The sequence below is a fragment of the Brevibacterium sediminis genome (assembly GCF_024895295.1).
In the GTDB taxonomy this organism is placed as follows: Bacteria; Actinomycetota; Actinomycetes; order Actinomycetales; family Brevibacteriaceae; genus Brevibacterium; species Brevibacterium sediminis.
In genome coordinates this window covers 901,071-922,743 of the sequence record NZ_JAHQRN010000001.1, presented here as the reverse complement: position 1 = coordinate 922,743, position 21,673 = coordinate 901,071, and the positions used below count along the sequence as shown (strand labels likewise).

Annotated in this window: 16 protein-coding genes; 12 read left to right on the top strand and 4 right to left on the bottom strand. The window is 65.5% G+C overall.

Annotation, left to right across the window (positions count from 1 at the left end):
- Nucleotides 1–28 precede the first annotated feature (28 nt).
- The 3 genes from leuA (at nucleotide 29) to KTJ89_RS04235 (ending at nucleotide 3,372) form a co-directional block, all read left to right on the top strand.
- Complete coding sequence (leuA, locus tag KTJ89_RS04245; protein WP_172169836.1) at nucleotides 29–1,792, top strand: 2-isopropylmalate synthase; 1,764 nt, start codon at nucleotides 29–31, stop codon at nucleotides 1,790–1,792.
- Nucleotides 1,793–1,870: 78 nt separating this feature from the next.
- Nucleotides 1,871–2,599, top strand: coding sequence for a DNA repair protein RecO (recO, locus tag KTJ89_RS04240; protein ID WP_139469816.1), 729 nt, complete (start codon nucleotides 1,871–1,873; stop codon nucleotides 2,597–2,599).
- Nucleotides 2,596–3,372: an isoprenyl transferase gene (locus KTJ89_RS04235; RefSeq protein ID WP_259356846.1), complete on the top strand. Its 777-nt coding sequence runs from the start codon at nucleotides 2,596–2,598 to the stop codon at nucleotides 3,370–3,372. Before recO ends, KTJ89_RS04235 begins: the two co-directional genes overlap by 4 nt.
- Nucleotides 3,373–3,556: 184 nt before the next feature.
- Here the strand turns inward: KTJ89_RS04235 and KTJ89_RS04230 are convergent, their stop codons facing one another.
- Complete coding sequence (locus KTJ89_RS04230) at nucleotides 3,557–5,359, bottom strand: DEAD/DEAH box helicase (RefSeq protein WP_259356845.1); 1,803 nt, start codon at nucleotides 5,357–5,359, stop codon at nucleotides 3,557–3,559.
- A gap of 383 nt (nucleotides 5,360–5,742) precedes the next feature.
- Between KTJ89_RS04230 and KTJ89_RS04225 the strand changes: the two genes are divergently transcribed.
- The gene (locus KTJ89_RS04225) at nucleotides 5,743–7,125 is read left to right on the top strand and encodes a glycine--tRNA ligase (RefSeq protein WP_139469819.1); all 1,383 of its coding nucleotides are present in this window, start codon (nucleotides 5,743–5,745) and stop codon (nucleotides 7,123–7,125) included.
- 164 nt (nucleotides 7,126–7,289) lie between these two features.
- A complete protein-coding gene (locus tag KTJ89_RS04220; protein WP_259356844.1) occupies nucleotides 7,290–8,603 on the top strand; it encodes a YibE/F family protein in 1,314 nt (437 codons plus the stop codon).
- A gap of 79 nt (nucleotides 8,604–8,682) precedes the next feature.
- On the opposite strand, the gene KTJ89_RS04215 is transcribed toward KTJ89_RS04220, so the two are convergent.
- Complete coding sequence (locus KTJ89_RS04215) at nucleotides 8,683–10,074, bottom strand: aspartate aminotransferase family protein (protein WP_259356843.1); 1,392 nt, start codon at nucleotides 10,072–10,074, stop codon at nucleotides 8,683–8,685.
- Complete coding sequence (locus KTJ89_RS04210) at nucleotides 10,071–10,556, bottom strand: Lrp/AsnC family transcriptional regulator (protein WP_101547408.1); 486 nt, start codon at nucleotides 10,554–10,556, stop codon at nucleotides 10,071–10,073. Before KTJ89_RS04210 ends, KTJ89_RS04215 begins: the two co-directional genes overlap by 4 nt.
- Nucleotides 10,557–10,957: 401 nt before the next feature.
- Between KTJ89_RS04210 and KTJ89_RS04205 the strand changes: the two genes are divergently transcribed.
- Nucleotides 10,958–12,286 carry a M24 family metallopeptidase gene (locus tag KTJ89_RS04205; RefSeq protein WP_259356842.1) on the top strand — a complete coding sequence of 443 codons (1,329 nt, stop codon included), beginning with the start codon at nucleotides 10,958–10,960 and terminating at the stop codon, nucleotides 12,284–12,286.
- Nucleotides 12,287–12,370: 84 nt separating this feature from the next.
- Here the strand turns inward: KTJ89_RS04205 and KTJ89_RS04200 are convergent, their stop codons facing one another.
- The gene (locus KTJ89_RS04200; protein ID WP_259356841.1) at nucleotides 12,371–13,759 is read right to left on the bottom strand and encodes an L-lactate permease; all 1,389 of its coding nucleotides are present in this window, start codon (nucleotides 13,757–13,759) and stop codon (nucleotides 12,371–12,373) included.
- 61 nt (nucleotides 13,760–13,820) lie between these two features.
- On the opposite strand from KTJ89_RS04200, the gene KTJ89_RS04195 reads away from it, so the two are divergent.
- The 6 genes from KTJ89_RS04195 (at nucleotide 13,821) to KTJ89_RS04170 (ending at nucleotide 21,666) form a co-directional block, all read left to right on the top strand.
- Nucleotides 13,821–14,369 (top strand): helix-turn-helix domain-containing protein, encoded by a 549-nt coding sequence (locus KTJ89_RS04195; protein WP_139469824.1) that lies wholly within the window; start codon nucleotides 13,821–13,823, stop codon nucleotides 14,367–14,369.
- A 234-nt stretch (nucleotides 14,370–14,603) separates the two neighbouring features.
- The gene (locus tag KTJ89_RS04190) at nucleotides 14,604–16,280 is read left to right on the top strand and encodes an ATP-binding cassette domain-containing protein (protein WP_259356840.1); all 1,677 of its coding nucleotides are present in this window, start codon (nucleotides 14,604–14,606) and stop codon (nucleotides 16,278–16,280) included.
- 89 nt (nucleotides 16,281–16,369) lie between these two features.
- Complete coding sequence (gene dusB / locus KTJ89_RS04185) at nucleotides 16,370–17,557, top strand: tRNA dihydrouridine synthase DusB (protein ID WP_259356839.1); 1,188 nt, start codon at nucleotides 16,370–16,372, stop codon at nucleotides 17,555–17,557.
- Nucleotides 17,558–17,559: 2 nt separating this feature from the next.
- Nucleotides 17,560–18,867, top strand: a complete 1,308-nt coding sequence (locus KTJ89_RS04180; protein WP_259356838.1) for a deoxyguanosinetriphosphate triphosphohydrolase — start codon at nucleotides 17,560–17,562, stop codon at nucleotides 18,865–18,867.
- A 3-nt stretch (nucleotides 18,868–18,870) separates the two neighbouring features.
- Nucleotides 18,871–20,943, top strand: a complete 2,073-nt coding sequence (gene dnaG, locus KTJ89_RS04175; RefSeq protein ID WP_259356837.1) for a DNA primase — start codon at nucleotides 18,871–18,873, stop codon at nucleotides 20,941–20,943.
- A gap of 78 nt (nucleotides 20,944–21,021) precedes the next feature.
- Complete coding sequence (locus tag KTJ89_RS04170) at nucleotides 21,022–21,666, top strand: TetR/AcrR family transcriptional regulator (protein ID WP_259356836.1); 645 nt, start codon at nucleotides 21,022–21,024, stop codon at nucleotides 21,664–21,666.
- The last annotated feature ends 7 nt before the right edge of the window (nucleotides 21,667–21,673 follow it).

The following is a 21,673-nucleotide window of genomic DNA, read 5'->3' as shown; positions in this document are numbered from 1 at the left end:
AGCGCTGAGAAACTGAGATAGAGGAACAATGAAACTGCAGAAGCCTTCTCCCATGCCGTTCGGCAAGTACAAGTCGTTCCAGGACCGCATCGCGCTGGATATGCGCGATCGCACCTGGCCCGACCAGATCATCAGCAAGGCACCTCGCTGGCTGAGCACCGACCTGCGCGACGGCAACCAAGCGCTCATCGATCCGATGACCCCGGACCGCAAACGCAAGATGTTCGATCTGCTCGTCAAGCTCGGCTTCAAGGAGATCGAGGTCGGATTCCCGGCCGCCAGCCAGGTCGACTTCGACTTCGTCCGCGAGATCATCGAACAGGACGCGATTCCCGACGACGTCCGGATCTCCGTGCTCACACAGGCTCGTGAGGACCTCATCGAACGCACCGTCGAATCCCTCGTCGGCGCGAAGATGCCCACCGTGCACCTCTACAACGCAACCGCGCCGGTCTTCCGCAAGGTCGTCTTCGGCTTCGACGGAGACGGCTTCGACCAGACTCGCGATATCGCATTGCAGGGCACCCAGGCCGTGATGAAGCACGCCGAGACTCTGCTGTCCGACGCGGACTTCGGCTACCAGTATTCGCCGGAGATCTTCGTCGACACCGAACCCGAGTTCGCCCTCGACATCGTCGGCAGCGTCCTCGACATGTGGCAGCCGGCAGCCGGCCGCGAGACCGTCGTCAACCTGCCGGCCACGGTCGAACGCGGCACACCGAACACCTACGCGGACCAGATCGAATGGTTCTGCCGCAATATGCCCTACCGCGACGAAGTGGCCGTGTCCCTGCACCCGCACAACGACCGGGGCACCGGCGTGGCCGCTGCGGAGATGGGAATGATGGCCGGCGCCGACCGCATCGAAGGCTGCCTGTTCGGCAACGGTGAGCGCACCGGCAATCTCGATCTCGTCACCGTCGCTCTCAACTTGTACACGCAGGGCATCGACCCGGAGCTCGACTTCTCCGATATCGACGAGGTCATCCACACCGTCACCGAGTGCAACCAGATCGGTGTCCACGAACGTCACCCCTACGGCGGCGACCTCGTCTTCACCTCGTTCTCGGGCTCGCACCAGGACGCGATCAACAAGGCCTTCGCCGATCGTGAGAAGAAGGCGCACGCCCAGGGCACCCCCGTCGACCTCATGGAATGGGACATGCCCTACCTGCCGGTCGACCCGAAGGACCTCGGCCGCAGCTACGAGGCGATCATCCGTGTGAACTCGCAGTCCGGCAAGGGCGGAGTGACCTACCTGCTCAAGAGCGAGTACGGACTCGACCTGCCGCGTCGGATGCAGGTCGAATTCTCCCGCGCCGTGCAGCAGCACACCGAAGCCGGCGGCGAGGTCACCGCCGAGGAGATCCGCCGCATCTTCAACTACGAATACCTGCCCGCCGACGACCCAGAGAAGGCATGGGGCCGCTTCCAGATCGTCGGTCTGCGCACCGAATCGGGCAATGTCGACGGTGGCGGCTCATCGGCGGAGCGCATCGAGGTCGACCTCATCGTCGACGGTCAGGAGCGCACCTACGAAGGACGCGGCAACGGACCGATCGACGCGCTGGTGAAGATCCTCATCGACCAGTTCGACGTCGACGTGCGACTCCAGGACTACTCCGAGCACGCCATCGGCTCCGGCGCTGACACCAACGCCGCAGCCTATGTCGAACTCGCCGTCGAAGACCGCGTCGTCTGGGGCGCCGGTCTGCACCCGAACATCACGAAGGCCTCGCTCAAGGCCGTCGTCTCGGCCGTCAACCGTGCGGCTCGCGACCGCCAGAGCTGAGGCTGCGCGGTCGATCTCACAGAAGTCGCTTAAGCGCGGCGGGGTGATTCCCCGCCGCGCTTCAGCGATAATGGGCGGGTGCACAACTATCGTGATGAAGGCATCGTGCTCCAGGGGCACAAGCTCGGCGAAGCCGACCGCATCGTCACCGTGCTCACTCGCAGCCACGGCCTCGTCCGCGCCGTCGCGAAGGGGGTACGCCGGACGAAATCGCGGTTCGGCTCCCGCCTCGAACCCTTTATGCTCGTCGACCTGCAATGCCATGTCGGGCGCAGCCTCGACATCGTCACCCAGGTCGAACTCGTCGAACCCTTCGCCCGCGGAATCGCCACGGACTTCGATGTCTATTCGGCCGCCTCGGTGATGGCCGAAACGGCGCGCAGCATCACCGAAGCCGAGCCCCAATCCCGCACGCATTTCCTCCTCCTCGTCTCTGCGATCCGTTCGCTGTGCAACCGCGAACACCCGCCGAGGCTGTCCCTCGATGCGTACCTGCTGCGCGCGATGTCCGTGGCCGGGTGGGCACCGAGCCTGCTCGACTGCGCCCAGTGCGGGAATCCCGGACCCCACCGCGCGTTCTCCGCAGCCTTGGGCGGGGCCGTGTGCACGAACTGTCGCCCCTCCGGTGCCGCGCTGCCCGACACCGATGCGCTCGAGCATATGGCCGCGCTCCTGTCCGGCGACTGGGAGCGCGCCGAGGCCTCCGACCTGCACGATCAGATCGACGGGTCGAAGCTGGTCTCGGACTGGGTGTCCTGGCACCTCGAGCGCAATATCCGATCACTGAGAATTCTGGAGAGCACATGAGCTACCCCGCACCACCGGCCCACCCCAGCGGAGCGAGACCTCCGCGCATCGACGCGAAGTTCGTGCCCCGGCACGTCGCGATCGTCATGGACGGCAACGGTCGGTGGGCGAATCAGCGGGGGCTGCCGCGCACGGAAGGGCACAGAGCCGGGGAAGCTTCGCTGCTCGACGTCATCCACGGCGCGATCGAGGTCGGCGTGGACTATCTGTCGGCGTATGCGTTCTCGACGGAGAACTGGAAGCGCTCACCCGAAGAGGTGCGCTTCCTCATGGGGTTCAACCGTGACGTCATCCGCCGCCGTCGCGATGAGCTCAACGCCCTGGGCGTGCGGATCGTGTGGTCCGGCCGGCGCGGACGGCTGTGGCGTTCGGTCATCGACGAACTCGAGACCGCCGCGGAGATGACGAAGAACAACACCGGTCTCGTGCTCCAGTTCTGCGTGAACTACGGTGGACGCTCCGAGATCGTCGACGCGGTCAATGAGATCACCGCCGAGGTGGCCGCTGGGAAGCTCAAACCCGGCAAGGTCTCGGAGAAGACCGTCCGCTCCCGCCTCTACGCACCCGTCGTGCCCGACGTCGACCTGTTCATGCGGTCGTCGGGGGAGCAGCGGACCTCGAACTTCCTGCTCTGGCAGTCAGCCTATGCCGAGATGGTCTTCCAGGATGTGCTGTGGCCCGACGTCGACAGGCGCACCCTGTGGGCGGCGATCGAAGAGTACGCCCGCCGCGACCGTCGCTTCGGCGGAGCCGTCGACACGCCCTCGGCCTGACGCGAAGGCTGAGGACTGCGGCGCAGCTTCCACGGGCTTCTGAGGCTCGGCCGGCCCGTTCCACTCTGCTGACGACGAGGGCCCCGCAGCATCTTGCTGCGGGGCCCGCGTCATGGTTACGGCCGGATCGGCGCTTCAGGGTCTCACGACTCCGGGGGAGCCCCGGTCGTGTCCCGGAGGCGGATCAGTAGTGGTCGCGGGAGCGGTCGCCTCGTCCGCCGAACTTCTTGCCGCCTCGGCGATCATTCCGGAAGTTGCGGCCGTCACCGGGCTGCTTGTCGAAGTTGCGCTTCTTGAACGGGCGTCCCGGGCGACCGGAATCCGGACGGATGTCGATGGGCCGGCCCTGGATCTCGGTGTGGGAGAGCTTGCGCAGCACCGACGGATCGAGGTCCTTGGGCAGGTCGACGAGTGTGTGGTTCGAACGGATGTCGATATGGCCGATCTGCTTCGAGGTGATTCCACCTTCGTTCGCGATCGCGCCGACCACGGCGCCCGGCTGCAGGCGCTCATTGCGTCCCAGGGCCAGACGGTAGGTCGTCATGTTCTCATCACGGGCACGTCCGCCACGGCCCGGACGGCCGCCGTCACGACCGCCGTCGCGGTCACGGTCACGTCCCTGACGACGTGCCGGTTCGGGCATCGGCTCGGCCTTGAGCGTGTTCGACTCGAGGACGAGGGACGCCAGCGCGGCGGCGATGTTCGAGGCCGGCACATCACGGGAGAGCGAGTACGCCTCGATGACGTCGGTGAGTTCGGACAGTTCGGTCTGCGCGAGCACATCGTCGATGCGCTTCGTGAACTTGTCGACGCGAGTGTTCGTCAGCTCTTCGACGCTGGGCAGGGTCAGCGGTTCGACCTTCTGCTTCGTGGCGCGCTCGATGGAGCCGAGCATGCGCTGCTCGCGCGGAGTGACGAAGAGGATCGCCTCACCGGAGCGTCCGGCACGACCGGTGCGGCCGATGCGGTGGACGTAGGATTCGGTGTCGTGCGGGATGTCGTAGTTGACGACGAGCGTGATGCGCTCGACGTCGAGACCGCGGGCGGCCACATCGGTGGCGACGAGGATGTCGATCTTCGCCTCACGCAGCATGTCGATCGTGCGCTCACGAGCCTGCTGCGGGATGTCGCCGTTGATCGCGGCGGTCTTGAACCCGCGGGCACGCAGCTTCTCGGCCAGCTCCTCGGTGGCCTGCTTCGTGCGCACGAACATGATGATGCCCTCGTACTCCTCGACCTCGAGGATCCGGGTCAGCGCATCGAGCTTGTGCGAGTGCTGAACCATGAAGTAGCGCTGGCGGATGTTCGCACCGGTCTGCGACTTCGCAGCGATCCGGACTTCCTTCGGGTCGTCCAGGTACTTGCCGGTGATCCGGTGGATCGACGACGGCATGGTCGCAGAGAACAGTGCCACCTGACGGTCGGGACCGACCTGGCTGAAGATCTCTTCGATGTCTTCGGCGAAGCCCATCTTGAGCATCTCGTCGGCCTCATCGAGGATGAGGTGCTTGAGGCTGCCGAGTTTGAGCGAACCCTTCTTGAGGTGGTCGATGACACGACCGGGGGTGCCGACGACGACCTGCGCACCACGGCGCAGACCCGCCAGCTGCGGGCCGTAGGCCTGACCGCCGTAGATCGGGAGCACGGAGAAGTCGGACAGTTCCGTGGCGTAGGAGGTGAACGCCTCGGCGACCTGGATCGCGAGTTCGCGGGTGGGGGTGAGTACGAGAGCGAACGGGCCGTCGTCGGCGCGCCCCGCCTCGGCGAGGTCGGACAGGGCCGGCAGGGCGAAAGCCGCGGTCTTGCCGGTTCCGGTCTGGGCCAGACCGATGACGTCACGGCCCGACAGGAGGGTCGGGATCGTCTCGGCCTGGATGGGGGTGGGGATCTCGTAGCCCTGCGCCTCTACGGCCTTGAGCACGAGCGGGTGAAGTCCCAGTTCGGAGAATCTCGGAGTGGTTTCGTCGTTTGCGGACACATCGGTCATGAGTGATCTCTCTCACGTCGGCACACACTTGATCGCAGATGACTGTAGTGGCGATCTACCCTGCGGCCGCTTGTGCAATCATCGTGAGCAATCCGGGCCGAAACCGTAGAGATCCAAGAACTCGCTTGGACAGACGTGAAGACGTCGATACGGAGAAAGGTTTGGGTGTACCCCAAGTCTACATGCCACACCCTCGCCGAGGCGGTCCCGGAGTGGGAATCCGAGTGTGAGATCAGTCGCCTCCGGTGGTCTCCTGCCGTCGCCGAGGTCGGGCGTCAGGGAGGGCCGGGTCGGCGTTGAGGAAGCGAAGGCGTGACCAGTTAGGCTGGTACCTGCGAGCCACGGCAGCCGGCCGTCGGCGAACTGAAACAAGGAGAGAACTAGTGGCACAGTCCAAGTTGGATGCCGTCATCGCCCTGGCCAAGCGCAGAGGATTCGTCTTCCAAGCAGGAGAGATCTACGGCGGTTCCCGCTCGGCATGGGACTACGGGCCCTTGGGCGTGGAGCTCAAGGACAATATCAAGGCCCAGTGGTGGCAGCAGTTCGTGCGCGGTCGCGAAGACGTCGTCGGCCTCGACTCCTCGATCATCCTGCCCAAGCGCGTCTGGGAAGCCTCCGGCCACGTCGCCACCTTCGTCGATCCTCTCGTCGAGTGCCTCAACTGCCACAAGCGCCACCGCGAGGACCACCTCGTCGAGGCGTATGAGGCGAAGAACAAGAAGGCTCCGGAGAACGGCATGGCCGATATCGTCTGCCCCGACTGCGGAACCCGCGGTCAGTGGACCGAGCCGCAGGAGTTCTCCGGTCTGGTCAAGACCTTCCTCGGACCCGTCGACTCCGAAGCCGGACTCCACTACCTGCGTCCGGAGACCGCGCAGGGCATCTTCGTGAACTTCAACAATGTGCTCACCGCCGCCAGGAAGAAGCCGCCGTTCGGCATCGGCCAGATCGGCAAGGCCTTCCGCAACGAGATCACCCCCGGCAACTTCATCTTCCGCACCCGTGAGTTCGAGCAGATGGAGATCGAGTACTTCGTCCACCCGGACGAGGCCGATGACTACTACAAGCAGTGGGTCGAAGACTGCTGGTCCTGGTTCCTCGATCTCGGCATCTCCGAAGACAACGTCCGCCGCCTCGACGTTCCCGCCGAGGACCGTGCGCACTATTCGGCGGGCACCATCGACATCGAATACCGCTTCGGCTTCCAGGGGTCCGAGTGGGGCGAGCTGATGGGTGTGGCCAACCGCACCGACTACGACCTCGGCACTCACACGGAGGTCTCGGGGGCGAAGCTGCAGTACTTCGACCAGGCCAGCGGAGACCGCTACACCCCATATGTCATCGAACCCTCCTTCGGCCTGACCCGGTCGATGATGGCCTTCCTCGTCGAGGCCTACAGCGAGGACGAGGCGCCGAACACGAAGGGCGGCGTCGACAAGCGCGTCGTGCTCAAGCTTGATCCGCGTCTGGCCCCGGTCAAGGCTGCGGTGCTGCCGTTGAGCCGCAACGAGAAGCTGACACCGGCGGCGAAGGATCTCGCTGCGACGCTGCGTCGACGCTGGAACATCGACTTCGATGATGCCGGAGCCATCGGCCGTCGCTACCGTCGCCAGGACGAGATCGGAACGCCGCTGTGCATCACCGTCGACTTCGACACCCTCGATGATCAGGCAGTGACGATTCGCAAGCGTGATGACATGAGCCAGGAGCGCGTGAGCATCGATCAGGTGGAGAACTACTTGGCCGACCACCTCGCCGGAGCCTGACCCCAATTACTACCTGACGGCGGCCCAGCAACCTGGCGCCAGGTTGCTGGGCCGCCGTCAGGTAGTTCTGGGCTGGCTGCCTCGGTGAGCACCAGCCACCATTCCGCCCTGGTCGACCGCCCTGCATCTGTCCGGTCGGCCGTCCCTGAAGGATCGCCATGCATATGACGTCCACACACGAACCGAAGGCCTCGCCGAAGGTTCGTCTGATCATGCTCGCCTGCCTCATCCCGCTCATCGTCGTCACGATCGCCGGACTCTTCGTACTGTGGCCGTCGGGACCCGACAAGGATCTGCCCGGTGGCGGGCCGACGACGAACACGGCCGAGGGGACCACCGACACGAAGGTCACCGTCACCGCCGTCGACGCTTCGGACTGCGACCCTGGGGAGACGGACCCGATGGTCCGCGCCGACTGCACGACGTACACCGTGGAGGCGGACGGGCAGAAAGGGAGCCTCTACGTCACCCCCGACGCTGTCAAGGCCGGCGTCGATGTCGGAGACACGATCAAGGTCCTCGACTTCACGAAGTCACCGGACCGGGCGGAGATGGGCACCGACTACGTGTTCATCGATTTCGACCGCAACGTGCCGATGCTCGCCCTGGCGATCATCTACGGGATCGTCGTCCTCCTCGTCGCCGGTCTGCGGGGACTGCGCGCACTCATCGGACTCGGCTTCGCCGGTGCCGTGCTGTTCGTCTTCATGCTCCCGGCGATGCTCGACGGCAAACCGCCGGTGCTGGTGGCGATGGTCTCGGCGAGCCTGATCATGGTCATCGCGCTCTACCTGGCACACGGAATCTCGACGCGGACGTCGACGGCGCTGTTCGGAACGGTGCTCGGCATCGTCATCACGGGCATCCTCGGTGCATGGATGACGTCCTGGGCGAATCTGGGCATCGCCTATTCGGAGGACGGGTATCTGCTGGTCGATACGACCGATCTGGGGATGACAGACATCATCGTGTGCGCGATCCTCATCACCGGACTCGGAGTTCTCAACGACGTCACGATCACACAGGCTTCGGCGGTGTGGGAGCTGGCAGCCGCTGCCCCGGAGATGAAGCCCGGTCAGTTGTTCTCCCGGGCGATGCGCATCGGGCGTGACCATATCGCCTCGACCGTCTATACGATCACGTTCGCGTATGTGGGCTCGGCGCTGATGACGCTCATCATCGTCTCCGCGCACGATCAGCCGCTGTTCGACACGTTCACACTCGGAGACATGTCGGTCGAGGTGGTGAGCATCCTCGTGTGCTCGATCGGTCTGGTCATCGCGATTCCGCTGACGACCGGACTCGGTGTCCTCGTGGTGAAATCGGGAGTGCGACCGCCGAGGCGGACCACCGGATCCGCTGCTGCGCCCGGCACGATCACGGCTGCAGACCCAGGCACGATCACGGCGGCGGACCCCGCCGAGGAGCGGCCGCCGATGACCCGTCGCGAGGCCCGTGAACGCGACCAGAACCGCTGAACTTAGCCCCGGAACTACCTGACGGCGGCCCAGCAACCTCGCGCGAGGTTGCTGGGCCGCCGTCAGGTAGCAATTGGGGTCAGAACATTGTCCAGGCTTCCTGCAGGACGCCGCGGATGATCTGCTCCATCTCGTCGAACTCGTTCTGACCGACGGTCAGCGGAGGCGAGAGCTGGATGACCGGGTCGCCGCGGTCGTCGGCGCGGCAGTACAGACCGCTGTCGTACATCTTCGCCGACACGAAGTTCTTGAGGATCCGCTCGGACTCCTCTTCGGTGAACGATTCCTTCGTGTCCTTGTCCTTGACGAGTTCGATTCCGTAGAAGAATCCCTCACCGCGGACGTCGCCGACGATCGGCAGGTCCTTGAGCTTCTCGAGCGTGAACTTGAACGCCGCAGCATTCTCGTGCACGTGGTCGTTGAGCTTCTCCTCTTCGAAGACGTCGAAGTTCGCCATCGCCGCGGCACAGGCGACGGGGTGACCGCCGAAGGTGTAGCCGTGGTAGAAGGTCTCATCGCCGCCGGGGCCGAAGGGCTCGAAGAGCCGATCGGAGGCGATCATCGCACCCAGCGGTGCATAGCCGGAGGTGATGCCCTTGGCCGAGGTGATGATGTCGGGAACATAGCCGAAGTCGTTGCAGGCGAACATGTCGCCGATGCGGCCGTAGGCGCAGATCGTCTCGTCCGACACCAGCAGCACGTCATGCTCGTCGCAGATCTCGCGGACCCGCTCGAAGTATCCGGGCGGCGGCGGGAAACAGCCGCCGGAGTTCTGCACGGGCTCGAGGAACACGGCGGCCACGGAGTCGGCACCTTCGAACTCGATGGCCTCACCGATGCGGTCGGCGGCCCAGCGGCCGAAGGCCTTCTCATCGTGGGCGAGGTGCTCAGGTGCCCGGTAGAAGTTCGTGTTCGGTACCTTGTGCGCACCGGGGACCAGCGGAGCGAACTGCTCACGCAGGCCCGGCAGCGAGGTCACCGACAGCGCACCGTGCGGCGTGCCGTGGTAGGCGGTCGCCCGCGAGATGATCTTGTGCTTGCCGGGCTTGCCGACGAGCTTGAAGTAGTTCTTCGCCAGCTTCATGGCAGACTCGACCGAGTCGCCGCCGCCGGAGGTGAGGAAGACCCGGTTGAGATCGCCCGGCGCATAGCTGGCCAGACGTTCCGAGACCTCGATCGCCTGTGGGTGGGCATACGACCACAGGGGCATGAACGGCAGCTTCAGCGTCTGGTCGTACATCGCCTTCGCGATCTGCTCACGACCGTGGCCCACCTGAACGGTGAACAGGCCGGCGAGGCCGTCGAGGTACTTCTTGCCCTTGTCATCGAAGATGTGGTGGCCCTCGCCGCGTACGATGACCGGCGCCTCACCACCGTTGAACAGTGCTTGGTGTGGTGACATGTGCATCCACACGTTGTTGCGGATGGCATCCTGATAAGGAGTGCCGGCCCTGGTGACATTGTCTGTCATCGCGTCCCCCAGTTGTATTTCTGCTTTTCGAGTGAGAGGTACATGAAGAGCTCCGTATCCACGACGGCATCGATCGAGCGGAGCTCCTCATTGACGAACTCGATCAGATGCCGATCCGATTCACACACGATCTCGACCAGGAGGTCGAACGAACCGGCGGTGACGACGAGGTAGTCGATCTCGTCGTAGTCGTGGAGCTTCTCGGCGACCGCGGAGATATCCCCGCGGACCTTGAGCCCCACCATCGCCTGCCGCGCGAATCCCAGACTCAGCGGGTCGGTCACGGCGACGATCTCCATGACGCCCGAATCGATGAGCCGCGACACCCGCTGGCGCACGGCGGCCTCGGACAGGCCGACGGACTTGCCGATGGCCGAATAGGATTTCCTTCCGTCGTGCTGCAGCTCGACGATGATCGCCTTAGATTTCTCGTCGAGATTCCCCAGTCGGGAACCGCTGCCGTTCGGCAGAAGCGGGTCCATTCTTCACCTCCGTGATGTGCGTCTCAGACCAATCTATCACCGAATCTGCTGAAATGCGCTGTTGTGCATGCGAATTCCGTCGAAACTGAAAAAGTTTGGTTCTGGATTCGTCAATATCGCCGAGGTGGCCGACGGGTATCCATGTCGAGCACCGTTGCCGCGACGCCCGGATCCGCCGTTCGCCGACCGCCCGGAACCGCCGTTCGCCGACCACCCGAAGTGGCGGTTCGAGGGTTGCCTGGCCCGGCGTCGGCGGTTGCCCGGATCCCTGTTGTGAAGGACTGCGAACCGCCGTTGCGAAAGCCCGCCGATCCCCGCGGGTGCGCGGATCGGCAGACCGTCGACAACACGCGCATCGACAGTGATTGACAGTATGTGAGCGAGATCACCACACTGGGATCATGAATGAGGGTGAGCTGTTCTACGGCGGCGATGACAATCGCCCGGATGTGCACGGGATGCGTCCCGGAGCCGAGCAGGGGCAGGCCGGCAAAGAGGTCAAGGCGCGCCCGCAGCCGGTTCCCGGCGAGGTCGATACGATCGGCGCGAACGAACTGTCGTTCAGCGCCGAGGAGTACCTCGGGCGGATCGCTTCGGTGCGCAACCGGATGGTCGACCAGGGCTTGGCCGCGCTCATCGTCACCGACCCGGCGAACATCTACTATCTCACCGGCTACAACGCGTGGTCGTTCTACACCCCGCAGCTGCTCTTCGTGCCGTCGTCGGGACCGATGACGCTGTTCATGCGCGATATGGACGCACGGGGAGCCTCGCATACCTCCTGGCTGCCGCCCGAGGACATCGTCGGCTATCCCGAACGCTATGTGCAGCGTCCGCATATCCACCCCTTCGACTGGGTCGCCTTCGCCTTGCGCCAGCGGTGGGAGGTCGCCCGTGCCTCGACTTCTCCGGTCGGGGTGGAGATGGATTCGCATTTCTTCTCCCCGCGAGCCTTCCGGGCCCTGGTCAACGGCGTGCCCGAATGGCGCCTCGTCGACTCCTTCGAGCTCGTCAACTGGATCCGCGCGGTCAAGTCTCCGGCGGAGATCGCGCTCATGCGCAAGGCCGCAAAGGTGACCACCGCCGCCATGGACGCGGCACTGGGCACGATCGGCGTCGGCGTCGGCCAGAACGAAGTGGCGGCCGCGATCTCCGAAGCCCAGACCCGAGGAGGCGACGGAGTCTGGGGTGACTATCCCTCGATCGTCCCGCTCATGCCCACCGGAGAAAGCGCGGACACCCCGCACCTGAGCTGGACCGATCGGAAGTTCGAACGCGACGAATCGGTGAGCATCGAACTCGCCGGAGTCCACCGCCGCTACCATGTTCCGCTGGCCCGCACCGCGGTGACCGGGCGACCGAAGCAGGAGCTCGTCCGTCTCGAGGGCGTTGTCGCCGAGGCGCTGTCCGCGGTCCTCGACGTCGCCGCACCCGAGGTGCCCACTGCGGAACTCGCCCGCACCTGGAATCGCGTGCTCGCCCTGTCGGGACTGGAGAAACCCAGTCGCCTGGGGTACTCGATCGGGATCGGCTACCCTCCCGACTGGGGCGAGCGGACGATCTCGATCCGCACCGAGGACGACCAGATCCTCGAGGCGGGAATGACCTTCCACCTCATCGGCGGAATGTGGATGAACGGCTACGGAATCGAGCTCTCGGAACCGGTGCTCATCACCGACACCGGCTGCGAACCGTTCACCCATTTCCCGCGTGAGATCATCCGCGTCTGAGGGGTTCCGCGGCCGCCCTCGGGCACAGCCCGCCCGCCTCGGCAGTCTCCGTCCACATCCCCGAGCCGAACTCGCCGGCGACGATCAGGCGAAGAACTGGATCCACAGGCCGAGGGCAAGGGCGTTGATCCCCGCCACCGCGAGTGCTCGGCCCTGCACCCAGGAGATGTCCTTCGCCGAGGCGGCCACCGATGAATCGGCGATCTGCACAGCCATCGCCACCCGTGGGGGAGCGGCGAGAGCGGCCAGCGATCCTGCCGCGTTTCCGGCCGCGACGACCGGCAGGGCCGAAACATGCGATGATGTGGCGGCCGCGGTCAGAGTGCCGGTGAACATCGAGTTCGCTCCAGTGTTCGACCCGGTGAGCACCGCTCCGATGGAATTCAGCCAGGGAGTCAGCAGAATGAGCCCGGCCGGCAGCAGGGAACCGATCGCCTCGCTCATCCCCGTCGTCGTCATGATCCAACCCATGAGCATGAATGCGGCGGTGCCGACGCCGATGGGAACCCAGGAACGCACGGCCGCAACCGTGACATCGCGTCTGCCGGCGACGGTGATGGCAGCGATGAGACAGGCGGCGGCCAGCCAGAACGGGGGAGAGGCGATGATCTGCGTGAAGGTCGACGGCAGCGCGGCATGCAGGGCCCGTGCCAACAGCAGGCCCACCGTGAGCACCCCGTAGGGCAGAACCGCCACGCCGAGGCGACGCGTGAGCCCCGTGGCTCTCTTTCGGATCATGAACAGCATACCGACGAGGAGGATGACGATCAGAGAGCCGATGATCCCCGACGGGGCCATGCCGATGACAGAGCTGGAGGCGAGGATCCCCGCCCACATGAGTGCGCCGGAACCGATGATCCCCAGCGCCGAGGCGGCGGACGGTCGCATGATCGCGACCACGGCGATCGCGACGATGATGACCGGAATCGCGTTGATCCACGCTGTGGCCAGACCGAGCTCGTCGACGTCCAGTCCGGCCAGCGCCGCTGCGACGGTGGTGCCCGGTCCTAGGGCACCCCACGGCACCGCGATGAGACCGAGGAGGCCGAGGATCGCGGACTGCCGCAGGGTGCAGCCGAGATGATGCAGGATCGGCACCCCGACGGTGACGCCGATGCCGAAGCCGGTGACCGATTCTGCGAAGGGCACGATGCCGAACACGACGAGCGCGACCCCGAGCGGGCGCCCCGGTGACAGCGACTCGACCCAGGACGAGATCTGCGACATCGACCCCGCGGACTCGAGCAGCCGGGCGAGCAGCATGCCGAAGAGCAGGATGAGCGCGACCTCGAGGATGAGCGGAAAGTAGTCGATCCCCGATTCCACCAACACCGAGGCGGGGGTGGGGAAGACGAAGGCGACGAGACCGGCCGCGAGCACGGCGCCGGCGAGAGCGGCGACCCAGGAGCTCTGTTTGAGCAGGAGCAGGACGATGGCAATGAGGATCGGTGTGAGAGCCAGCACTGCCGCCATAGGGTGAAGTTTCCTTTGTGAGATGTGATTCTATGATCCAAGAATAGAATATGATGCTCCAATGGCGAAAGAAGAGGATCTCGGCGCACGTGTCTTCGGCGCCCGCATCAGAGCCCGGCGCAAGTACAACAACCTCACCCTCAATGAGCTCGCGGTGAGGGCGGGACTGTCCCGCGCCGCTCTGTCGAAGATCGAACGCGGCGAGCAGGACACATCGGTATCGAACGCCATGGGTCTCTCCCGCGCCCTCGGCGTCGATGTCGGTGAACTGTTGGCCGCCCCGGAAGTCACGATCACCCGCAGCGAGGCGATCCCCACGACCTCGACCTTCGGGAAGGGGGTCTGGCGGCGGGATCTGCCTTCGGCGATCGAGAACATGGATGTCGTGCACTACCGCCTCGACCCGCGCAGCGAGACCTCGGCCTTCGCCGCCCACCGCAGCGGATCGCGTGAGAGCTTCTTCGTCCTCAAAGGCAGCATCGAGGTCGTCACCATCGACCGCCGCACGACCCTGCACGCCGGTGACTGCGCCCAGGCTCCCGGTGACGTTCCGCACCAATTGGCCAACCCTCACGACGAGCCTGCCGAACTCATGCTCATCATCGTCTGAACCTGCCGAACCCCTTATTGCTACCTGACGGCGGCCCCGCAACCTCGCGCGAGGTTGTGGGGCCGCCGTCAGGTAGCAATAAGGGGTGGTCTTGACCGGGTGAGCCGCCTCGGCGATCATTGTTATGTTCCATTTCCGTTCAAGGACGTCTCTGCTGTGAAGTGAATCCTCATACCGTGACTTGCGGGTGCCACGGGCCCGCAGCGCTTCTGCGTACACGAAATGAGGACCCTCATGCCTGCAGCAATCACTGTGTCCGAACTGGACTACCGCCTCGGCGACGATACCGAGATCTTCTCCCGACTCACCGCCACTGTCCCTGCCGACCTCGTCGGACTTGTCGGCGACAACGGAATCGGCAAATCCACCTTCGCCCGCATCCTCGCCGGTCGGCTGAGTGCCTCGTCAGGAACCGTCACAGGTGCCGATGGCGCCGTCTACATCGACCAGCTGCTGCCGCATTCGACGCAGCGGGTCGATGCCGCACTGGACATCGCCCCCGTCCGACAAGCGCTGGGCCGCGCCCTGGCCGGAGAGGCGACGGGGGCCGACTTCGACCTCATCGGCGACGATTGGGATATCGAAGAGCGAGCCCTGGCGGCGCTGTCCGAACTCGGTCTGCAGCTGAGTGTCAGCGATCTCGATCGGAGTCTGAGCAGATTCTCCGGTGGACAGGCCACACGCATCGGACTGGCCCGAGCGGCACTGGTCGGTGACACCTGGCTGATCCTCGACGAGCCGAGCAACAACCTCGACGAGGACGGACGGACTCTGCTGACGACGCTGCTCACCGACCGACGCGGACCGACCCTGGTCATCTCCCACGACCGCACGCTGCTGTCGCATATGACCTCGATCATCGAGATGACCGACCGGCTGCGGGTCTACGGAGGGAACTTCGACGACTACGAAGCCATGGTCGCCGCGGAGGAGGAGGCGAAGCAGCAGAAGGTCACGGATGCGAAGAAGTCCCACCAGGTCGAGAAGCGCCAACGGATCGAACTGGAGACGAAACTCGCTCGAGCCGACCGGAAAGCCAAGAAGGACAAAGAGAACAAACGTCGACCGAAGATCGTGATGAACGGGCTGACGAACTTCGCCGAGAAGTCCGCGGCCAAACGCCGCGGCGACAAAGCCGCCGACGAAGCGGCTGCCTGGGACGAGCTCACCAACGCCAAGGATGCGCTGCGCCGGTCCTCGAGCGTCCGCCTCGACCTGCCGGACACCCAGGTCCACGCGAGCAAACGGCTCCTCGAGATCTCCACGGCCGCCTCGGCGAGGTCCGAACGACCCCAGACGATCGTCGGTCCCGAGCGGATCCGGCTGACCGGACCGAACGGGGCGGGCAAGTCGACCCTGCTGGCAGCGATCCTGGCGGCTGCCAACGGCCAGGGCGGACCGGGCGGGGACACGGGCGACACTGTCGAGGGACACGCGGGAGCCGAAACCGGTCCGCCGGTCGCTGAACTCTTCGGCGACCTCGCCATCACCGTCTCCGCGCCGACGGCTCACCTCGACCAGCAGTACCGACTGCCGGGGGAGCTCACGGTGATGGAGGCAGTGCGCGCGGGCAATCCGCAGCTCGACCCGCACCGCGTCCACGAGGTGCTCGCGGCCATGGGACTGCGCGCCGGACGCACCGACCAGATCTGTCAGACCCTGTCCGGAGGGGAGCGCTTCCGTGTCGCCCTGGCCTCAGGCCTCCTCCAGGACCCGGCTCCGCAGCTGCTCATCCTCGACGAACCGGGCAATAATCTCGACCTGTCATCCCTCGAGGCGCTGGTGACCGCTCTCGAAGGATTCGGCGGTGCCATGGTGATCGTCACCCACGACGACCGGCTCGCCGCCGAACTCTCCGTCGACACCGAATGGGATGTGCGGGAATTTCTGCGCACGGAAGCCGTTGATTGAGTTGAGGCGAAAAGGACGAGCCGAGGCGGCGAAGCAGGCAGGAGAGGCAGACGAATGTGCGATTTTGACTTGACTGGGATAATGGTTGCGTGAGTGTCATCAGCCCTGCCCCAGAAGCCGCATCCCCGAAGCCCGAAACTGCCCTGCGCATCGGGCCCATCGAGCTGTCCTCGCCCGTCGTGCTCGCGCCCATGGCCGGAATCACGAACACCGCCTTCCGCCGTCTGTGCCGCGAATACGGCGCCGGCCTGTACGTGACCGAAATGGTCACCACCCGGGCCCTGGTCGAGCGCAATCCGAAGACGATGCGCATCATCCACCACGAGCCCTATGAGACCCCACGCTCCGTCCAGCTCTACGGAGTCGATCCGGTGACCATGGGCCAGGCCGTGCGGATGCTCGTCGAAGAGGACCGCGCCGATCACATCGACCTCAACTTCGGCTGCCCCGTCCCCAAGGTCACCCGCAAGGGCGGTGGCTCCGCGCTGCCGTGGAAGCAGGACCTGTTCAAATCCATCGTCACCACGGCCGTCACCGAGGCGGGCCGCCGGGACGTGCCCGTGACCGTGAAGATGCGCAAAGGCATCGACGCTGACCACACGACCTTCCTCGACGCCGCCGAGACCGCGCGCAACGCCGGCGTCGCCGCCGTCGCACTGCACGGCCGCACCGCGGCCGATCTCTACTCGGGGACCGCGGACTGGGACGCGATCGCCCGGCTCAAGGACCACCTCGGCGACACCGTTCCGGTGCTCGGCAACGGTGATATCTTCGCCGCCGAGGATGCCCTGGACATGATGGCCAAGACCGGCTGCGACGGCGTCGTCATCGGGCGCGGCTGTCAGGGCCGGCCGTGGCTGTTCGGCGACCTCGCGAACGCGCTGAACGGCAGCGACGAACGCCACCGTCCCGGACTCGCCGAGGTGGCTCGTGCCGTGTACAAACACGGCGAATACCTCGTCGATCACTTCGAGGACGAATTCCTCGGCGTCCGTGACCTGCGCAAACACATCGCCTGGTACTTCAAGGGCTACCCCGTCGGGGGAGAGCTGCGCAGTCAGCTGGCCATGGTCTCCTCTCTCGAGGAACTCGCCGGACTGCTCGACCAGCTCGACAAGTCAGCGCCCTACCCGGGAGAAGCCGCCGAAGGGTCCCGCGGCCGCACCACCCGGCCGAAGAAGCCGCACCTGCCCGAGGGGTGGTTGAACTCCCGCATCTTCGATCCCAGCGGGAAGTCGCTGCTGTCGGAGGCCGAACTCGACATCTCAGGAGGATGAGAATGCCCTTCGACACTCACCCGCACATCTCGGTGGGGACGGGGACCGTGGCGGTCTACTCGCCGTGGGACGAGGAGCGGTGGGTGAGCGAACCGGCGAAGAATCCGCGGCGCTCGGCTTTCCAGCGCGACCGTGCCCGCGTCCTCCACTCCTCGGGTCTGCGCCGCCTCGGCGCGAAGACCCAGGTCGTGTCCCCGGGCACGGACGATTTCGTCCGCACCCGTCTCACCCACTCCCTCGAGGTCGCCCAGGTCGGCCGCGAACTCGCCCGCTACCTCGGCTGCGATCCCGATATCGTCGACACCGCCTGCCTGTCCCACGATCTCGGACACCCTCCCTTCGGCCACCATGGTGAGACGATCCTCGATGCCCTGTGCGCAGACATCGGCGGCTTCGAGGGCAATGCCCAGACCCTGCGTCTGGTCACCCGGATCGAACCGAAGGTCATCGCCGATGACGGTCGCCCGGCCGGCCTCAACCTCTCCCGCGCGAGCCTCGATGCACTGACGAAGTACCCATGGCCCCGAGCCGAAGCCACGGCCGGTCGCCGTGACTCAGGGGTGCGCAAATTCGGTGTCTACGATGACGACCGGGCTGTCTTCGACTTCTACCGCGACGGCATCGACAACGGCCAGAAATGCATCGAAGCCCAGGTCATGGACTTGGCCGACGACATCTCCTATTCCGTCCACGATGTCGAGGACGCCATCGTCGCAGGCCATCTGGACCTTGCCGACTTCGCCGCCGATGAGCGGCGGGCCGAACTCTTCGACATCACCCGTCAGTGGTACCTGCCGGAAACCACAGATGCGGAGATGGACAAGGCACTCGGCCGACTGCAGGCCGCCGCCTACTGGCCCAAGGAGGCCTTCGACGGATCCCGACGTACTCAGGCCGGCCTCAAACACATGACCAGTCAGCTCATCGGGCGCTTCGTCGGTGCCGCGGAATCCGCGACCCGTGAGGAATTCGGCTGGGAGCCCCTCGCCCGATACTCGGCCTCGCTCGTCGTCCCCGAGGCGACCACCGTGGAGATCGCCGTGCTCAAAGGCATGGCCACGCTGACGGTCATGGTCGCCGAGGATCGACTGCGGCTGCATGACATCCAGGCGGCGGTCATCAACGAACTCGCCGAATGGTACTCGCAGTCACCGGACAAGCTCGATCCGATGTTCCGCGCCGACCACGCCGAGGCCGCCGACGACTCCGCACGACTGCGCGTCATCGTCGACCAGATCGCCTCCCTGACCGACCATTCCGCCTGGGCCCTGTACCACCACCTCAACGCCGGAGCGGAGGATCGGCTCTAGACCATGGCCGGACTCATCAAACGCGAGGACATCGACGAACTGCGCAGCCGCACCCGCATCGACGAGGTGATCGGGGAATTCGTCACCCTCAAGACCGCGGGCATCGGATCCCTCAAAGGACTGTGCCCGTTCCACGACGAGAAGACTCCGTCGTTCACGGTGCGTCCGCAGGTCGGGATGTACCACTGCTTCGGCTGCGGTGAGTCCGGAGACGTGTTCACCTTCCTGCAGAAGGTCGAACAGCTCAGCTTCGTCGAAGCCGTCGAGACGCTGGCCGGCAAGGCCGGAATGCACCTGCGCTACGAGGACGGGAAGGGCCCGGACCGGGAACAGGCCAGCCGCAGGCAGCGGCTGCTGGAGATGCACGAGGTCGCGGGGCGCTTCTTCGCCCAGGCCCTCGAGTCCGAGGCCGGGCAGATCGGCCGGGAGTTCCTGTCCGGCCGCGGTTTTCCCGCCGAGTCGAGCCGGGAATTCGGCATCGGGTTCGCCCCGAAATCCTGGGATGCCCTGACGAGCCATCTGCGCAAGGCCGGCTTCACCGATGAGGAGATCCTCGCCGGCGGCCTGGCCAGCGAGGGCGGTCGGGGAATCTACGACCGATTCCGTGGTCGGGTGATCTGGCCGATCAAGGACATGACCGCCCGGACCATCGGCTTCGGCGCCCGCCGACTCTATGACGATGACAAGGGACCGAAGTACCTCAACACTCCCGAGACCGCTCTCTATCACAAGAATCAGGTTCTCTACGGACTCGACCTGGCGAAGAAGTCCATCGCGAAGACCAAACGCGTCGTCGTCGTCGAGGGCTACACCGACGTCATGGCCGCCCACCTCGCCGGAGTCGACCAGGCCGTGGCCACCTGCGGCACGGCCTTCGGCGCCGAACACGTGAAGATCATCCGCCGCCTCCTCGGCGACGACCCGACCGGACAGGTGATCTTCACCTTCGACGGCGACGCCGCCGGTCAGAAGGCTGCGCTCAAAGCCTTCGAATTCGAGAACCTGTTCACCGCCCAAACCTTCGTCGCCGTCGAACCCGATGGCCTCGATCCCTGTGACCTGCGCATGCAGAAGGGCGACGCGGCCCTGCGCGAACTCATCGACGGTTGCAAGCCGCTCTTCGAGTTCGTCATCACCACCGCGATCTCCCGCTTCGACCTCGACACCGTCGAAGGACGGATCTCCGCGGTCCGCGCCGCCGCCGAGGTGCTCACCGACATCCGCGACCGCAACAGCCTCTCCCACTACTACCGGTTCGTCGCCGGTCGCATCGGCGTCGATATCGACGAGGTGGAGGCCGCGGTCCGCACCGCCGCCCGCCAACCGAAGCAGAACCGCCAGCCCGCCGAGGCGCCCGCCCGCCAGTCGTCCTACCGCGACGGCCCACCGCCGGCACCGAGCGCACCCGCACCCTCGTCGCCGGCCACATCCGGACCCGGGCACGTGTCAGGTTCGGGACAGGGGACCGGTCCCGGAACCGAGCCGGGAATCGCCCCGTCCGGAGGCGCACGCGGGCCCGGTCCCGCCTCGGCGGGGGAGGTCTCCGATGAACGCAGCATCGAATACGTCTACGACGAACGCCCCGACGTCTCGAACCTCTCGGCCCCGATCAGCCCCGCCCGGCTGAAGACGGAGAAGGGGGCTCTCATGGTCGCCCTCCAACATCCGGAGGTGGTCAATGCGAAGCTCTTCGACTCGCTGTCCGCGAAGGCCTTCGAGCACCCCGGCTACCGGCGGATCCAGGACGCCATCAAACAGGCCGGGGGACTGGGTGCAGCCGGCACGGCTCAGTCGAAATGGGCCGAACGCGTGCTCGACGCCGCAGCCGAGGACCTCAAGCCCTATGTGGCCCAGCTGCTCGTGACCCCGCTGCCTGTCATCGAGGGAGACGGGATCGATCGGTTCGCCCGCGGGATCGTCGCCCGCCTCTTCGACTACGACCTCGAACGCATCGCCAAGGAACTCCACTCCCGCCTGCAGCGCCAGGACACCGCCGACGGAGCAGGTCAGGCAGCACTGCTCGGTCAGCTGCAGACCCTCGAGCAGCACCGGGCACGGCTGAAGATGCTCATGTGAAAGACTGCGCACAGTGAAATAGTGCACAATTGCAGATTTGCAGTTGGTGAAAGTTTGCATGTGGTGCAAAATGTACCTATGCCCGCTGAAGAATCCCTGCGCTCTAAAAAGGCGCGCCTGACTCGCAACGCCCTCCATGAAGCGGCGATCACTCGCGTGCTCGAAGACGGCTTGGCCTGCGCCACCGTGGCGACGATCGCCGCCGACGCAGGAGTGTCCACACGCACCTTCTTCAACTACTTCGAGACGAAGGAGGACGCGATCGTCGGCCTCGGAGCCGATGTCGGCGTCGATGAGGGCCTCGCCTTCGACTATGTCCACAGCCCTGCCGGGCTCGACACGCTGGCCGAGGACACGGCGCGCTTCGTCCGCGAAGCGCTCCTCGTCGGCTCCGTCGATCCGAAACTTCCGGCGCGGCGCCGCCGCCTCTTCGCGCTGTATCCGGAACTCGTGAGCAAGAGCTTCGACCGGGCAGAGGAACTCGAAGAGATCGTCACCGGTCACGTGCTCGCCCGACTGCGACACCTCGGCCAGGAGTTCTCCTCGGAGGACTCCGCCTGGCGCAGCGCGCGCATGCTCACCCAACTCTGCCGGGTCCCGCTCAACCATGCGGGACAGGTGATCAAGGCCGATCCTGAGGCGGTCGAGGACAAAGGCGGCACCCAAGCGATCTTCGAAGACTCCCTGAACCTGTTCCGCAAGGTCCTGGACCGACTGCCATGACGAAAGC

What these genes read in the sequence shown, in the direction of transcription:
- leuA (WP_172169836.1), top strand. Translation starts at nt 29, where the DNA reads ATGAAACTGCAGAAGCCTTCTCCCATGCCGTTCGGCAAGTACAAGTCG.
- KTJ89_RS04235 (WP_259356846.1), top strand. Translation starts at nt 2,596, where the DNA reads ATGAGCTACCCCGCACCACCGGCCCACCCCAGCGGAGCGAGACCTCCG.
- KTJ89_RS04230 (WP_259356845.1), bottom strand. Translation starts at nt 5,359, where the DNA reads ATGACCGATGTGTCCGCAAACGACGAAACCACTCCGAGATTCTCCGAA.
- KTJ89_RS04220 (WP_259356844.1), top strand. Translation starts at nt 7,290, where the DNA reads ATGACGTCCACACACGAACCGAAGGCCTCGCCGAAGGTTCGTCTGATC.
- KTJ89_RS04215 (WP_259356843.1), bottom strand. Translation starts at nt 10,074, where the DNA reads ATGACAGACAATGTCACCAGGGCCGGCACTCCTTATCAGGATGCCATC.
- KTJ89_RS04210 (WP_101547408.1), bottom strand. Translation starts at nt 10,556, where the DNA reads ATGGACCCGCTTCTGCCGAACGGCAGCGGTTCCCGACTGGGGAATCTC.
- KTJ89_RS04205 (WP_259356842.1), top strand. Translation starts at nt 10,958, where the DNA reads ATGAATGAGGGTGAGCTGTTCTACGGCGGCGATGACAATCGCCCGGAT.
- KTJ89_RS04200 (WP_259356841.1), bottom strand. Translation starts at nt 13,759, where the DNA reads ATGGCGGCAGTGCTGGCTCTCACACCGATCCTCATTGCCATCGTCCTG.
- KTJ89_RS04195 (WP_139469824.1), top strand. Translation starts at nt 13,821, where the DNA reads ATGGCGAAAGAAGAGGATCTCGGCGCACGTGTCTTCGGCGCCCGCATC.
- KTJ89_RS04190 (WP_259356840.1), top strand. Translation starts at nt 14,604, where the DNA reads ATGCCTGCAGCAATCACTGTGTCCGAACTGGACTACCGCCTCGGCGAC.
- KTJ89_RS04180 (WP_259356838.1), top strand. Translation starts at nt 17,560, where the DNA reads ATGCCCTTCGACACTCACCCGCACATCTCGGTGGGGACGGGGACCGTG.
- dnaG (WP_259356837.1), top strand. Translation starts at nt 18,871, where the DNA reads ATGGCCGGACTCATCAAACGCGAGGACATCGACGAACTGCGCAGCCGC.
- KTJ89_RS04170 (WP_259356836.1), top strand. Translation starts at nt 21,022, where the DNA reads ATGCCCGCTGAAGAATCCCTGCGCTCTAAAAAGGCGCGCCTGACTCGC.